Annotated in this window: 12 protein-coding genes; 9 read left to right on the top strand and 3 right to left on the bottom strand. The window is 64.0% G+C overall.

Annotation, left to right across the window (positions count from 1 at the left end):
- Positions 1 to 11 precede the first annotated feature (11 nt).
- A complete protein-coding gene (locus tag RP6297_RS08510; RefSeq protein WP_009240905.1) occupies positions 12 to 521 on the top strand; it encodes a hypothetical protein in 510 nt (169 codons plus the stop codon).
- A gap of 20 nt (positions 522 to 541) precedes the next feature.
- On the opposite strand, the gene rnhA is transcribed toward RP6297_RS08510, so the two are convergent.
- Both rnhA and RP6297_RS08500 read right to left on the bottom strand, forming a co-directional pair.
- Positions 542 to 988, bottom strand: coding sequence for a ribonuclease HI (gene rnhA / locus RP6297_RS08505; RefSeq protein WP_009240904.1), 447 nt, complete (start codon positions 986 to 988; stop codon positions 542 to 544).
- Positions 989 to 1,027: 39 nt separating this feature from the next.
- The gene (locus tag RP6297_RS08500; RefSeq protein ID WP_169743514.1) at positions 1,028 to 1,933 is read right to left on the bottom strand and encodes a class I SAM-dependent methyltransferase; all 906 of its coding nucleotides are present in this window, start codon (positions 1,931 to 1,933) and stop codon (positions 1,028 to 1,030) included.
- On the opposite strand from RP6297_RS08500, the gene gloB reads away from it, so the two are divergent.
- From gloB to RP6297_RS08460, 8 genes are all read left to right on the top strand, one after another.
- Positions 1,932 to 2,771, top strand: coding sequence for a hydroxyacylglutathione hydrolase (gene gloB, locus RP6297_RS08495; RefSeq protein ID WP_009240902.1), 840 nt, complete (start codon positions 1,932 to 1,934; stop codon positions 2,769 to 2,771). The two genes, RP6297_RS08500 and gloB, sit on opposite strands and share 2 nt — an antisense overlap.
- A 138-nt stretch (positions 2,772 to 2,909) precedes the next feature.
- Positions 2,910 to 4,460 carry a transglycosylase SLT domain-containing protein gene (locus tag RP6297_RS08490; protein WP_009240901.1) on the top strand — a complete coding sequence of 517 codons (1,551 nt, stop codon included), beginning with the start codon at positions 2,910 to 2,912 and terminating at the stop codon, positions 4,458 to 4,460.
- Between the two features lie 144 nt (positions 4,461 to 4,604).
- Positions 4,605 to 6,506, top strand: a complete 1,902-nt coding sequence (gene prpE, locus RP6297_RS08485) for a propionate--CoA ligase (protein WP_009240900.1) — start codon at positions 4,605 to 4,607, stop codon at positions 6,504 to 6,506.
- Between the two features lie 345 nt (positions 6,507 to 6,851).
- Entirely contained in the window at positions 6,852 to 7,988 is a 1,137-nt protein-coding gene (gene carA / locus RP6297_RS08480) for a glutamine-hydrolyzing carbamoyl-phosphate synthase small subunit (protein ID WP_009240899.1), read from the top strand.
- Positions 7,989 to 8,009: 21 nt separating this feature from the next.
- Complete coding sequence (gene leuE / locus RP6297_RS08475; RefSeq protein ID WP_004634267.1) at positions 8,010 to 8,684, top strand: leucine efflux protein LeuE; 675 nt, start codon at positions 8,010 to 8,012, stop codon at positions 8,682 to 8,684.
- A gap of 16 nt (positions 8,685 to 8,700) precedes the next feature.
- A complete protein-coding gene (gene carB, locus RP6297_RS08470; RefSeq protein WP_009240898.1) occupies positions 8,701 to 11,946 on the top strand; it encodes a carbamoyl-phosphate synthase large subunit in 3,246 nt (1,081 codons plus the stop codon).
- A gap of 195 nt (positions 11,947 to 12,141) precedes the next feature.
- Complete coding sequence (greA, locus tag RP6297_RS08465) at positions 12,142 to 12,618, top strand: transcription elongation factor GreA (RefSeq protein ID WP_009240897.1); 477 nt, start codon at positions 12,142 to 12,144, stop codon at positions 12,616 to 12,618.
- Positions 12,619 to 12,638: 20 nt separating this feature from the next.
- On the top strand, positions 12,639 to 13,106 hold the full coding sequence (locus RP6297_RS08460) for a DUF4149 domain-containing protein (protein WP_009240896.1): 468 nt from the start codon (positions 12,639 to 12,641) through the stop codon (positions 13,104 to 13,106).
- A 61-nt stretch (positions 13,107 to 13,167) separates the two neighbouring features.
- On the opposite strand, the gene RP6297_RS08455 is transcribed toward RP6297_RS08460, so the two are convergent.
- Complete coding sequence (locus RP6297_RS08455; RefSeq protein ID WP_004634261.1) at positions 13,168 to 13,668, bottom strand: YhbY family RNA-binding protein; 501 nt, start codon at positions 13,666 to 13,668, stop codon at positions 13,168 to 13,170.
- Positions 13,669 to 13,723 lie beyond the last annotated feature (55 nt).

Genomic DNA, 13,723 nt, shown 5'->3' with positions numbered 1-13,723 from the left:
GAGAAGCTCGCATGCATACCGAACCGATGTCCGTGATTCCCACCACCCGCCCACGCCGCCTGTATCGCGTATTGACGTGGCTTGTCGCCGCGGCCGTTGCGATCGGCATGTCCTACGCCCGCGCCGCCGACAATGCCGCCCCAACGTGCACTGCCGAGGCGCAGCGTATCCGGGGCGAACTCGGAAACCAGGACCTGCCGATTTTCAATGACCAAGCTGGGCGTTACCTCGCCGACGCGTTGAGCCAGCTCTACGCATACGGCACGCTGCCCAACCGCTACGTGCCCGAGCGCCAGGCCAACTGGGAGCCGGGCGCGAATCGCCCCGTCATGATGCAGAAGCGCAGCATCGGTGGTGATGCATGGGCGCAGACCGGCCTGCTGCAGGCGGACATCGACGATGGTCTTTCCAAGCGTGGCCCGCTGCGGCTCATCTATACGCAGGACGGCAAACCGCAGTACGTCACGACCACCGCCGAAAATGCGCCGCGGATCCCGACGCAGCGCTGCGCGGGCAGGTGAACGGGCGTGCGGCCGCCGCGTCAGGCCTTTGCCTGGCGCGCCATTTCGACGCCCTTGTTGGCCAGCGCATCGGCGCGCTCGTTGCCGGGGTGGCCGGCATGGCCCTTGACCCAATGCCAGCTCACCTCATGCCCGGCGACGAGTTCGTCCAGCGTGCGCCAGAGGTCGTCGTTCTTGACGGGCTTCTTGTCGGCTGTCTTCCAGCCGCGCGCCTTCCAGCCGGCCAACCATTCGCTGATGCCTTTTTGAACATACTGCGAATCGGTGTAAACCTGCACCCGGCACGGCCGCTTCAGCGCGCGGAATGCCTCGATCACGGCCATCAATTCCATGCGGTTGTTGGTGGTCAGCGCTTCGCCGCCAAAGAGTTCTTTTTCGTGGCTGCCCGAGACGAGCACGGTGCCCCAGCCGCCGAGGCCGGGGTTGCCCTTGCACGCGCCATCGGAATAAACGGTGACTTCCTGCATTGAGAAACGATGGGTGATCAGTGAGTGGAACGGGCGCGCTCAGACGCCCGATTTGCCGTCGCGCGCAGTAGCCGACGGTGCCTTGGTCGAATGCGAGCCCGAAGGTGTCGCGACCGGCGTGCCGGCCGGCACCAGCGACGGCGATTTACGCGTCTTCCAAGCCGGACCGACCAGGCGCATGGCGCGCACGCGCTTGACAGCCTGCAGCATGTAAACCGCGCCGAAGATCGGCCACCAGCGGTCGCCGGCCTTCTCCATGAAGGCGGTGCGCTGCAGCCATTTGTCCGAGCGATTGGGCGGGCAGTAGCAGCCGAAACGGCCGCGCACGATATCAAATCCGAGCAGCTTCAGCCAGTCCTTCAGGCGCGTGAACGCAATCATCTGGCTCTGCGCAGGCAGAAACGATTCCGTGCCCAAGCGCCGCATGCCCTGGCGCATGCCCCACAGGCTGAGCGGGTTGAAGCCGGTGATGATCAGGCGCCCCTCGGGCATCAGCACGCGCGCCACTTCGCGCAGCACTTCGTGCGGATCGTCAGTGAACTCCAGCACGTGGGGCAAGGCGACGAGGTCGATGCTCTGCGAAGCAAAGGGCAGTTCGTCATAGCGGCAGATGACGCGGGGCGTGGCTTGGCGTGGTGGCGTGCTGGTGTCGGGTTCTCCGTCGGCCGCATCGGCGGATTCAGCGGGGTCGCCATCCATCGGGTCGAGCGTTTCGGTGGGGGCCGTCGGGTCGATGTCGTCCACCACGCGGGCAATCAGCGGGATGCGGTTCTCGCGCAGCGCCCCAAAGCCAGGGTGGCCTAGCTGCAGCGCGTGATAGCCGAACATGTCGGCCACCGTGCGATCGAACTGGGCCTGCTCCCACCGCAGGACATATTGCCCGGGCGGCGAAGCGAGCCAGTGGTGCCAATCTATAATGCGACGATCGTTAGAGGAGTCGGACATGGTCCAGGGTGGTGTGCCGCGCGGTGTAGCGCTTGAGGTCGAGGCGATCGCTGCGTTTACCGACAATTATATTTGGGCACTGCACGATGGCCGCGTGGCTGCTGTCGTCGACCCGGGCGACGCGCAACCGGTGCTGCGCTTCTTGAAGGAACGCGGGCTCGCGCTCGGTGCCATTGTAATCACACATCATCATGGCGATCACGTCGGCGGGGTGCGCGAACTGCTTGACGCGTATCCGCAGAATCCCGAGGGCGCGCCGCTGCCGGTCATCGGTCCAGCCCACGAATCGATCCCGTGCCGCACGCAGGCCGTGCGCGAAGGCGACGTCGTGACGCTCACGCAGCCAGCCGCCACATTCCGGGTGATCGATGTACCCGGTCATACCAGCGGTCACGTCGCCTATGTGGGGCACCTTCAGGGTAATGCCGCATCGGCGAGTCTGTTTTGTGGCGATACACTCTTCGCCACCGGCTGCGGCCGGCTTTTTGAGGGGACGCCCGCGCAGATGCGCGCGTCGCTGGCCAAGCTGGCGGCGTTGGCGCCCGATACGCGTGTCTATTGCGCGCATGAATACACGGCATCGAATGTGCGTTTTGCGCGCGCAGTCGAACCTGGTAACGCCGACTTGGCAGCCTGGGAGGATGAGGTAACGGCGTTGCGGGCCGAGGGCCGCTCGACTGTGCCCACGACCATTGGCCACGAGCGGGCGACCAATCCCTTCATACGATCGGATGACGCCAATGTGACGCAGGCCGTGGCACGCCACGCAGGCATCGACGCGGATGACCCCGTTGCAGTATTCGCCGCGTTGCGCCAGTGGAAGAACGATTTCCGTTGAGAACGCTCGGCGCGCGGCGATAAGGCGGCCAGATGTGATGCATTGGGCAAGCGGCACGCCGGGTGAACGCGGGTTGACGCGGTCGGATGCGTTTCTTACTATCTGGGGCAATTTTTAGCCCTAACCCCTCAGAACTTGATGCGATCCGTGCGACTCCTTGCGGCAACTGTGCTCAGTCTGCTCCTCGCGGCCTGTGCAACGGCCCCCGGGCCGAACGCCGACACGGCCAGCACCAGCGCCTCCACCGCCGCCGGCCAAGCGTCTGCGCCGGTCGTCAATATCGATCAGCAGCCCGTCGCGTCCCTGAAAGGGCCGGCCAAGGATCTCTGGGCGCGCATTCGCCAAGGGTTTTCCATGCCCGATCTGCAAAGCTCGGCCGTGGATGATCGTACCGACTGGTATGCGCAGCGCCCGGAAGCCTTCCGCCGCATGGTGGATCGCTCGAACCGCTACCTGTATCACATCGTCGAAGAGCTGGAGCGGCGCAACATGCCCACCGAGCTGGCGCTGCTGCCGTTCGTGGAAAGCGCGTTCAACCCGCAGGCGGTGTCGAGCGCCAAGGCTGCCGGAATGTGGCAGTTCATCCCGAGCACTGGCCGAACCTACAACCTCAAGCAGAACGTCTTCCAGGACGAGCGCCGCGATGTGCTGGCCTCGACCGACGCCGCGCTCGACTATCTTTCCAAGCTGCACGACCAGTTTGGCGACTGGCAACTCGCGCTGGCCGCCTACAACTGGGGCGAAGGTGCGGTGGCGCGGGCAATTGCGCGCAACCAGGCAGCCGGCCTGTCGACCGATTACGTCAACCTGAACATGCCCGCCGAGACGCGCATGTACGTGCCCAAGCTCCAGGCGGTGAAGAACATCATCGCCAACCCAGAGCGCTACGGGGTCACGCTGCCCGAGATTCCGAACCATCCATATTTCGTCACCGTCACCACGTCACGCGATATTGATGTGACGCTGGCAGCCAAGCTGGCGAATCTGCCGATGGATGAGTTCAAGGCGCTGAACCCGTCGTTCAACCGGCCGGTGATCCTCGGCGCGTCGAACCCGCAGATTCTTCTGCCGTATGACAACGCGGAAACGTTCCAATACAACCTCAACACCTGTCGCGGCGGCCTCTCGAGCTGGACGGCCGTGACGGTCGGCAACCGCGAGCGCGTTGAGGCATTGGCGGCCCGGCTGAAAGTTGACCCCGACACCATTCGCGAGATCAACCGCATTCCGAAGGGCATGCGCCTGAAGGCGGGCTCCACCGTGGTGGTACCGCGAGTGGACGGCGCGCAGGAGAACGCACCCGACATCAGCCCCGAGCTGGCCGAGAACGCCACCATGGCGGTCGAGCCGGACATGCCCGACCTCAGGAAGGTGGTGGTGCGCGCGGGCAAGCGCGACACGGTGGCGGGTCTGTCGCGGCGCTACGGCGTATCGGTTGCCCAGATTCGTGCGTGGAACCAGTTGCCTGGCGACGCCATCCCGAAAGGGCACAGCGTCGTGCTGATGCTGCCGCAGGCGCGCGGTGGCAGTCGTGGCGGGCACGTGCGTGTCATGCGCGTATCGGCCACAACGTCGCGCGCCGCAACGGCAACCCCGCGCGTGCCGACCGCGAAGGTGGCCGGCAAGCCGGTGGTCAAGGCGAAGCCGGTGGCAACTTCATCCAGTTCGGTCAAGCGCAAGAGGCGCTGAGACTGGCAACAGAAACGGCGTCCTGCGGGGCGCCGTTTTGTTTTGGGGTGGCGGTAAGACCCGCGTAAGTTGGCGATCGCAAAGTAGGTGCATCAAGCACAACCAAGATTGGGCCATCGCGTACGATGGCCAGGAGACAACATCATGCCCATGTCCGCCGCGTACCGCGCGCTGTATCAGCGCTCCATTGATGACCCCGCTGGCTTCTGGGGCGAACAGGCCCAGCGCATCGAATGGCAGGCGCCGTATTCTGCCGTCCTGGACGATTCGCGCTTGCCATTCGCAAAGTGGTTCGTGGGCGGACGCACCAACCTCTGCCACAACGCCGTCGACAGGCATCTCGCCACCCGCGGTGAGCAAGCGGCGCTGGTGTACGTCTCCACCGAAACCGGCCTGGAGATCACGTACACGTATCGCCAGCTCCATCGCGAGGTCAACCGCATGGCGGCGAGCCTGCAGGCGCTGGGCGTCAGACGGGGCGACCGCGTGCTGATTTACCTACCGATGATTCCGGAAGCCGCGTTCGCCATGCTGGCCTGTGCACGCATCGGCGCGATCCATTCGGTCGTGTTCGGCGGCTTTGCCTCCAACAGTCTCGCCACGCGCATCGATGACGCCAGGCCGCGCGTGATCGTCAGTGCGGATGCGGGCTCGCGCGCGGGCAAGGTGGTCGAGTACAAGCCGTTGCTCGACGCTGCAATCGAGCTGGCGGCCCACAAGCCCGAGCGCGTGCTGCTCGTCAATCGCCAACTCGCGCCCATGCAGCGCAACCCGCGCGATGTCGACTACGCAACGCTCGCCGCCCAGCACGCGAACGCCGAGGTGCCGTGCGAATGGATGGAATCGAGCGAGCCCTCGTACATCCTCTACACCTCCGGTACCACCGGCAAACCAAAAGGCGTGCAGCGTGATACCGGCGGCTATGCGGTGGCGCTCGCGGCGTCGATGCCGCTCATTTTCGGTACGCAGCCCGGCGACACGATGTTCACCGCTTCGGACGTGGGCTGGGTGGTGGGACACAGCTACATCGTCTACGCGCCGCTGCTCGCGGGCCTGACGACGGTCATGTACGAAGGCACGCCAATCCGTCCCGACGGTGCGGTCTGGTGGCGCATCGTCGAGCAATATCGGGTGAACGTGATGTTCACCGCACCGACCGCCATTCGCGTACTCAAAAAGCAGGATCCGGCGCTGCTGCAGCGACATGATCTGTCGAGCCTGCGCCGCCTCTTCCTTGCCGGCGAGCCGCTGGACGAGCCCACCGCAAGCTGGATCGGCGAGGCACTGCACAAGCCCATCGTCGACAACTACTGGCAGACCGAGACCGGCTGGCCGATGCTGGCCATTCCGCAAGGGGTTGAGCCTTCCATGCAAAAGCTCGGCTCGCCGGGTTTCCCGGTCTATGGCTACAAGCTCGACATCCTGGACGAGGCCACCGGCGAACCCTGCGCCCCCGGCGAGAAGGGGCTCCTCGCCGTTGCCGCGCCGCTGCCGCCGGGCTGCATGACGACCGTCTGGGGTGACGATGCCCGCTTTCTGCAGACATACTGGTCTGCGTTCCCGGGCCGGCACATCTATTCGAGCTTCGACTGGGGCGTGCGTGACGAGGAGGGCTACCTGACCATCCTCGGCCGCACCGACGACGTCATCAACGTGGCGGGCCACCGCCTTGGTACGCGCGAGATCGAAGAAAGCCTGTCGTCGCATCCCGCCATCGCCGAGGTGGCGGTGGTGGGCGTGGCCGATCAGCTCAAAGGGCAGGTGGCGATGGGGTTTGCCATCGTGCGTGACGCTTCGCGCATTGCCGAGCCGACGGGGCGCCTGGCCCTCGAAGGTGAGTTGATGCGCACAGTCGAGATGCAGCTCGGGGCAGTGGCACGGCCCTCGCGCGTGTTCTTTGTCGGGGCGCTGCCCAAGACGCGCTCCGGAAAGCTGCTGCGCCGGGCGATGCAGGCCGTGGCGGAAGGGCGTGACCCGGGAGATCTGACGACCATTGAAGACCCCACGGCGCTGGCTCAGGTGCAGGCTGCCGTGCGAGGTGACTAGACGATGAGAAAGTGACGTTCTCGCCAGCTCGATCACGGGCTCGTGGGCACGGCGGGACGTCACAAATCGGGCGGCACGCGCCGTTAAGTCCTTCCTTTCATTGAGTTTTTTGCGGTGTCCGGGTATACTTGTTGGGTTTGAGTTCAGAAACCCATCACCCTAGCGCCAACCGCTTCCTACCTCCCGCCTACCGCCCCGTCTGCCTCGTTTCTCGGTGATTTCTGGTGAGTTCTGTCCCAGCCCCGACTCTCGGCGCGCAAACGGCCCGGATTCCGCATAGCCGGAATTCCGCTTCGGCGCCAAGGTGATCAGGTCGGCACAGGGTGAATCCAGCAGGAGCTACCCGTGTTGCCGTCTTTCCCGCCCGCCATTCTCGCGCTTGCAGACGGCACGGTCTTTCGTGGCTATTCCATCGGTGCGGCCGGTCATACGATCGGCGAAGTGGTGTTCAACACCGCAATCACCGGCTATCAGGAAATCCTTACCGATCCGAGCTACTCGCGCCAGATCGTCACGCTCACGTATCCGCATATCGGTAACGTTGGCGTGAACCGTGAGGATGTCGAAGCTACGAAAGTCCATGCCGCCGGTCTCATCATCAAGGATCTCCCGATCCTGGCGTCGAACTTCCGCAAGGAGCACACGCTTTCGCATTACCTCAAGGGCGAGAAAGTTGTCGCCATTGCCGGGATCGATACGCGCAAGCTGACCCGAATCCTGCGCGAGAAGGGCGCCCAGAACGGTTGCATTCTCGCCGGCGAAGACAACGTGCAGAAGGCTATCGACCTCTCGCGCTCGTTCCCGGGCCTGTCGGGCATGGATCTGGCGAAAGTCGTGTCCGTAACCGAGCCGTACGAGTGGACTCAAACCGAATGGGCGCTGGGCCGCGGCTACGGCAAGCAGGAAGCCCCGAAGTACCACGTGGTCGCGTATGACTTCGGCGTCAAGTTCAACATCCTGCGCATGCTCGCCGAGCGTGGCTGCCGCGTGACGGTGGTGCCGGCACAAACCAGCGCAGCCGACGTGCTGGCGCATAACCCGGATGGCGTCTTCCTTTCCAACGGCCCCGGCGATCCGGAGCCGTGCGACTACGCTATCGCTGCCACCAAGGAGTTCCTGGAGCGTCGCCTGCCGACGTTCGGCATCTGTCTGGGCCACCAGATCATGGGCCTGGCTGTCGGTGCCAAGACGCTCAAGATGAAGACCGGCCACCACGGCGCGAATCACCCGGTCAAGGATTTGCAGGACGGCCGCGTGGTCATCACCTCGCAGAACCACGGTTTTGCAGTGGACCCGGAATCGCTGCCGGCCAACGCGCGCGTGACGCACGTCTCGCTGTTCGACGGCACGCTGCAGGGCTTCGAGCTGACCGACCGTCCGGCGTTCTGCTTCCAGGGCCACCCGGAAGCGTCGCCCGGTCCGCACGACATCGCGTATCTGTTTGACCGCTTCACCGCGGCGATGGACGCAGCCAAACAGTAAAGCAACGAGAGCGCATCCCCCATGAACGCCTTCATGCTCGCCCACTTCGGCATCACCGAGTTCTGGACCTTTCTGCTCGGCACGATTTTCATCGTGCTGCTGCCGGGGCCGAATTCGATGTACGTGCTGTCGGTGGCGGCCCGCCGCGGTGTGCGCGCGGGCTACCAGGGCGCGTGCGGCGTGTTTCTGGGTGATGCCATCCTGATGGTGTTGTCGGCAGCGGGCGTGGCTTCGCTGTTGAAGGCGAGTCCGGCGCTGTTCTACGTCGTGAAGTACATCGGCGCGGCGTATCTGGCGTGGATCGGCCTGCAGATGCTGCGTGGCGCGGTTCGCAACTGGCGTGTGCGCAAGGCCGGCGAGTCCGTCGCACAAGACGCGGCTCCGGCCGATGAATCGCACCCGTTCAAGAAGGCGCTGATCATCAGTCTGCTGAACCCGAAGGCGATCCTGTTCTTCATCTCGTTCTTCATCCAGTTCGTCGATCCGCACTACGCGTTGCCGGTCGTGTCGTTCGTCGTGCTTGGGCTGGTCTGCCAGATCTGCAGCTTCCTGTACCTGACCACCATCATCTTCGTGGGCGCGCGGCTGGCCGCGGCGTTCCGCGCGCGACGACGTTTGTCTGCCGGTATGAGCAGCGGCGTCGGCGCCATGTTTATCGGCTTTTCCGCCAAGCTGGCGACGGCCACACTGAATTAATCGAATCGAGCGGGTTATGCCAAAACGTACAGATATCAAAACCATCCTGATCATCGGCGCGGGTCCGATCATCATCGGCCAGGCGTGTGAATTCGATTACTCCGGCGCGCAGGCTTGCAAGGCGCTCCGTGAAGAAGGCTTCAAGGTGGTCCTGGTCAACAGCAACCCGGCCACGATCATGACCGACCCCAACACGGCCGACGTGACCTACATCGAGCCGATCACCTGGGAAGTCGTCGAGCGCATCATCGCCAAGGAGCGCCCCGACGCGATCCTGCCGACGATGGGCGGCCAGACCGCGCTGAACTGCGCGCTGGACCTGCATCGCCACGGCGTGCTGAAGAAGTACAACGTCGAGCTGATCGGCGCATCGCCCGAGGCCATCGACAAGGCCGAAGACCGCCAGAAGTTCAAGGACGCGATGACCAAGATCGGTCTCGGGTCGGCCAAGTCGGGCATCGCACATTCGATGGACGAAGCCGTGGCCGTGCAGTCGCAGATCGCCAAGGAAACCGGCACGAGCGGCTACCCGATCGTGATCCGTCCGTCGTTCACGCTGGGCGGCACGGGCGGCGGCATCGCCTACAACCGCGAAGAATTCGAAGAGATCTGCAAGCGCGGTCTCGACCTCTCGCCGACCAACGAGCTGCTGATCGAAGAGTCGCTGCTCGGCTGGAAGGAATACGAGATGGAAGTCGTGCGCGACAGGGCCGACAACTGCATCATCGTCTGCTCGATCGAAAACCTGGATCCGATGGGCATCCACACCGGTGACTCCATCACCGTGGCGCCGGCACAGACGCTGACCGACAAGGAATACCAGATCCTGCGTAACGCCTCGCTGGCCGTGCTGCGCGAGATCGGCGTGGATACCGGCGGCTCAAACGTGCAGTTCTCGATCAATCCGAAGGATGGCCGGATGATCGTGATCGAGATGAACCCGCGTGTGTCGCGATCGTCGGCACTGGCCTCGAAGGCCACCGGTTTCCCGATCGCCAAGGTCGCTGCCAAGCTGGCCGTCGGTTACACGCTGGACGAGCTGAAGAACGAGATCACCGGTGGCGCGACGCCGGCGTCGTTCGAGCCGTCGATCGACTACGTGGTCACCAAGGTGCCGCGCTTTGCGTTCGAGAAATTCCCGCAGGCCGACAGCCACCTGACCACGCAGATGAAGTCGGTCGGCGAGGTGATGGCCATGGGCCGGACGTTCCAGGAGTCGTTCCAGAAGGCGCTGCGGGGCCTGGAAGTCGGCGTGGACGGCCTGGACGAAAAGTCCACCGACCGCGACGAGATCATCGAAGAGATCGGCGAAGCCGGTCCGGATCGGATCTGGTATCTGGGCGACGCATTCCGCCTCGGCCTGTCGATCGACGAGGTTTATGCCGAGACGTCCGTGGATCCGTGGTTCCTGGCGCAGATCGAAGACATCGTCAAGACGGAAGCATTGGTGAAGTCCCGCACCCTGGAAAGCCTCTCGGCTGCCGAGCTGCGTCTGCTCAAGCAGAAGGGTTTCTCCGACCGCCGCCTTGCCAAGCTGACCAAGACGACAGCCAAGGCCGTGCGCGAAAAGCGTATCGCCGAGAAGGTGCGGCCGGTCTACAAGCGCGTCGACACCTGCGCCGCCGAATTCGCGACCAACACGGCCTACCTGTACTCGACGTACGAAGCCGAGCATGGCGAGTGCGAAGCCGAGCCGACGGGCAACAAGAAGATCATGGTCCTGGGCGGTGGCCCGAACCGGATCGGCCAAGGTATCGAGTTCGACTACTGCTGCGTGCACGCCGCGCTGGCACTGCGCGAGGACGGGTACGAGACCATCATGGTCAACTGCAACCCGGAGACCGTCTCGACCGACTACGACACGTCCGATCGCCTGTACTTCGAGCCGGTGACGCTGGAAGACGTGCTGGAAATCGTCGACAAGGAAAAACCGGTTGGCGTGATCGTGCAATACGGCGGCCAGACACCGCTGAAGCTCGCGCTGGACCTGGAAGCCAACGGCGTGCCCATCATCGGCACGTCGCCGGACATGATCGACGCCGCCGAAGACCGTGAACGCTTCCAGAAGCTGCTGCACTCGCTGGGCCTGCGCCAGCCGCCCAACCGCACCGCGCGTGCTGAAGACGAAGCGCTCAAGCTGGCCGAAGAAATCGGTTACCCGCTGGTGGTGCGTCCGTCGTATGTGCTGGGCGGCCGCGCGATGGAAATCGTGCATGAGCCGCGCGATCTCGAGCGCTATATGCGCGAGGCCGTGAAGGTGTCGAACGACAGCCCCGTGCTGCTCGACCGCTTCCTGAACGACGCGATCGAATGCGACGTGGATTGCCTGTCCGACGGCAAGCGCGTGTTCATCGGCGGCGTGATGGAGCACATCGAGCAGGCTGGCGTGCACTCGGGCGACTCGGCTTGCTCGCTGCCGCCGTATTCGCTGTCGCAGGCGACCGTCGACGAACTGAAGCGCCAGACCGCCGCGATGGCCAAGGCGCTGAACGTGGTCGGTCTGATGAACGTGCAGTTCGCCATTCAGCAGAAGGGCGGCGAAGACATCGTCTACGTCCTGGAAGTGAACCCGCGTGCTTCGCGTACGGTGCCGTACGTGTCGAAGGCGACCGGTGTGCCGCTGGCCAAGGTTGCCGCTCGCTGCATGGCGGGTCAGTCGCTGGAGTCGCAAGGCGTCGAGACAGAAGTCGTGCCGGCGTACTACAGCGTCAAGGAAGCAGTGTTCCCGTTCAACAAGTTCCCGGGCGTCGATCCGGTGCTCGGACCGGAAATGCGCTCGACTGGCGAAGTCATGGGCGTCGGCAAGACGTTTGGCGAAGCGCTCTTCAAGAGCCAGCTCGCCGCCGGTTCGCGCCTGCCCGAGAAGGGCACCGTGCTGATGACCGTCAAGGACAGCGACAAGCCGCAAGCCGTGGAAGTCGCCCGCGCGCTGCATACGTTGGGCTACCCGATCGTGGCGACGCGTGGCACGGCTTCTGCCATTGAAGCTGCCGGCATTCCGGTGCGCGTAGTCAACAAGGTGAAGGACGGCCGTCCGCACATTGTCGACATGATCAAGAACAGCGAGATCGCGCTCGTCTTCACGACTGTCGATGAGACGCGTGCAGCAATCGCTGACTCGCGCTCGATCCGGCAGGCAGCATTGGCGCAGCGCGTCACGTACTACACGACCATCGCCGGTGCTCGCGCCGCGGTGGAAGGTCTGAAGCACATGCAGCACCTGGATGTGTATGACCTGCAGGGCCTGCACGCCACCCTGTAAGCCCATCGCCAGGGCCCGCGGCGCGGCATAGCGTCGCGGTGAGCCGGCCGGAGAGGAGCAGTTGCCGCCTCCGGACGGTTCGCCTAAACTAGAGCGTCCGTGTCAAAACAACGACAGCCGCCGTCAGGCGGGTGTGCGCTACGCGCCCTCCCGCTTCGCAGCGGCTGATTTTTTTGCGATTCCGAATTACTTACGATGAGCACCATTCCGATTACCAAGCGCGGTGCCGAGATGCTGAAAGAAGAGCTTCACCGTCTGAAGACCAAGGAGCGTCCGGCCGTCGTCAATGCCATCGCCGAGGCACGTGCCCAGGGCGATCTTTCCGAAAACGCCGACTACGATGCTGCCAAGGAGCGCCAAGGCTTCATCGAAGGCCGCATCCAGGAAATCGAGAGCAAGCTGTCCGCTGCGCAGATCATCGATCCGGCCTCGCTGGATGCCGACGGCCGCGTGGTTTTTGGCGCCACCATCGATCTGGAAGATCTCGATTCGGGCAAGCCCGTTACGTATCAGATCGTCGGCGATGATGAGGCTGACCTGGAAACTGGCAAGATTTCGATCAGCTCGCCGATCGCTCGTGCGTTGATCGGCAAGTTCGAAGGCGATGTCGCTACCGTGGTCGCCCCGGGCGGCGAGCGCGAGTACGAAGTGCTGGCCGTCAAGTACCTCTAACCTGATTCGGGACAACCACCATGCCGCAGCGCTTCTTCCAGTTGCTTGCCACGGTATGGTGTGGTTCGCTCTGGACCATCGGTTACATCGTCGCGCCGACGCTGTTCGCGATGCTGGACGATCGTCAGCTGGCCGGCTCCATTGCCGGTCGGTTGTTTCATGCGGAAGCGTGGATCGGCCTGGCGACTGGGTGTTTGCTGCTGCTGGCTGCCACGGCGCTAGTGCGCCGCGGTGAGGCCGGATACCGGCGGCTGCGCTGGCTCGTGCTGGCGATGCTGCTGTGTGTGCTGGTGGGCTATTTCGGCTTGCAGCCGTTCATGGCTTCGCTGCGCGAACAGGCCGATGCGCTTGGCGTGGCGGTGGGGGATTCGCCTTACCGCGCACAGTTCGGCATGTTGCACGGCATATCGAGCGTGTTTTATCTGGTGCAGAGCCTTCTCGGGTTGGCCCTGATCTGGAAGGCGGCCGGCGTTCGGCAAGCCGCCTGAGGCCTCCAAAAAAAGACCGGCTGGAAAGCCGGTCGTTTTCTGTGCGGGCTCCCAAGCAGGTTCAGGACAGCGCTTTCTTCTTCTGGCTGGTTTGACGCGGTTTGGCACGCTTGACGTTACCGCCGGCCGTGACCCGTTCGTTACCCAACACGCTGAGGCGGACCGGTTTCGGGCGGCGTGCGCTGTTCGGGTTCGGCTTGCGCACGGTGACCGAGCGCGGACCGGCACCAACGGTCGTCTTGCGAGGCGGCTTGAGGTCCCGCGGCTGGTTTTCCTTCAGGTACGCCGGACCCTCGCGCCAAATCACCAGCAGCTTGCCGATGTGCTGTACCGGGGCAGCCTGTAGGCGGGCGCAGATGGTGTCATAGAGTTCGATGCGGGCTTCGCGATCATCACCGAAGACGCGAATCTTGATCAGCCCGTGGGCCGCCAGCGAGCGGTCGATTTCGGCCAGAACGGCCTTCGTCAGACCCTCCGCACCGATGATGACGACCGGGTTCAACGCGTGCGCTTCTGAGCGCAGTTCCGATCGTTGGGCAGGGGTGAGGATAAGGGCGGGCATAAATAGGGGCGAGATCGCGCAAAAAGACAAACGGCGCGTATTATCCGCCAAAACC

The organism is Ralstonia pickettii (assembly GCF_016466415.2).
In the GTDB taxonomy this organism is placed as follows: Bacteria; Pseudomonadota; Gammaproteobacteria; order Burkholderiales; family Burkholderiaceae; genus Ralstonia; species Ralstonia pickettii.
Note: the sequence above shows the minus strand (reverse complement) of the source record. Positions and strands in the feature narration are given on the sequence as shown.

Coding starts and splice junctions, on each gene's coding strand:
- prpE (WP_009240900.1), top strand. CDS start 4,605: ATGCCCATGTCCGCCGCGTACCGCGCGCTGTATCAGCGCTCCATTGAT.
- rnhA (WP_009240904.1), bottom strand. CDS start 988: ATGCAGGAAGTCACCGTTTATTCCGATGGCGCGTGCAAGGGCAACCCC.
- RP6297_RS08510 (WP_009240905.1), top strand. CDS start 12: ATGCATACCGAACCGATGTCCGTGATTCCCACCACCCGCCCACGCCGC.
- RP6297_RS08490 (WP_009240901.1), top strand. CDS start 2,910: ATGCGATCCGTGCGACTCCTTGCGGCAACTGTGCTCAGTCTGCTCCTC.
- carB (WP_009240898.1), top strand. CDS start 8,701: ATGCCAAAACGTACAGATATCAAAACCATCCTGATCATCGGCGCGGGT.
- RP6297_RS08455 (WP_004634261.1), bottom strand. CDS start 13,668: ATGCCCGCCCTTATCCTCACCCCTGCCCAACGATCGGAACTGCGCTCA.
- leuE (WP_004634267.1), top strand. CDS start 8,010: ATGAACGCCTTCATGCTCGCCCACTTCGGCATCACCGAGTTCTGGACC.
- gloB (WP_009240902.1), top strand. CDS start 1,932: ATGGTCCAGGGTGGTGTGCCGCGCGGTGTAGCGCTTGAGGTCGAGGCG.
- RP6297_RS08500 (WP_169743514.1), bottom strand. CDS start 1,933: ATGTCCGACTCCTCTAACGATCGTCGCATTATAGATTGGCACCACTGG.
- RP6297_RS08460 (WP_009240896.1), top strand. CDS start 12,639: ATGCCGCAGCGCTTCTTCCAGTTGCTTGCCACGGTATGGTGTGGTTCG.
- greA (WP_009240897.1), top strand. CDS start 12,142: ATGAGCACCATTCCGATTACCAAGCGCGGTGCCGAGATGCTGAAAGAA.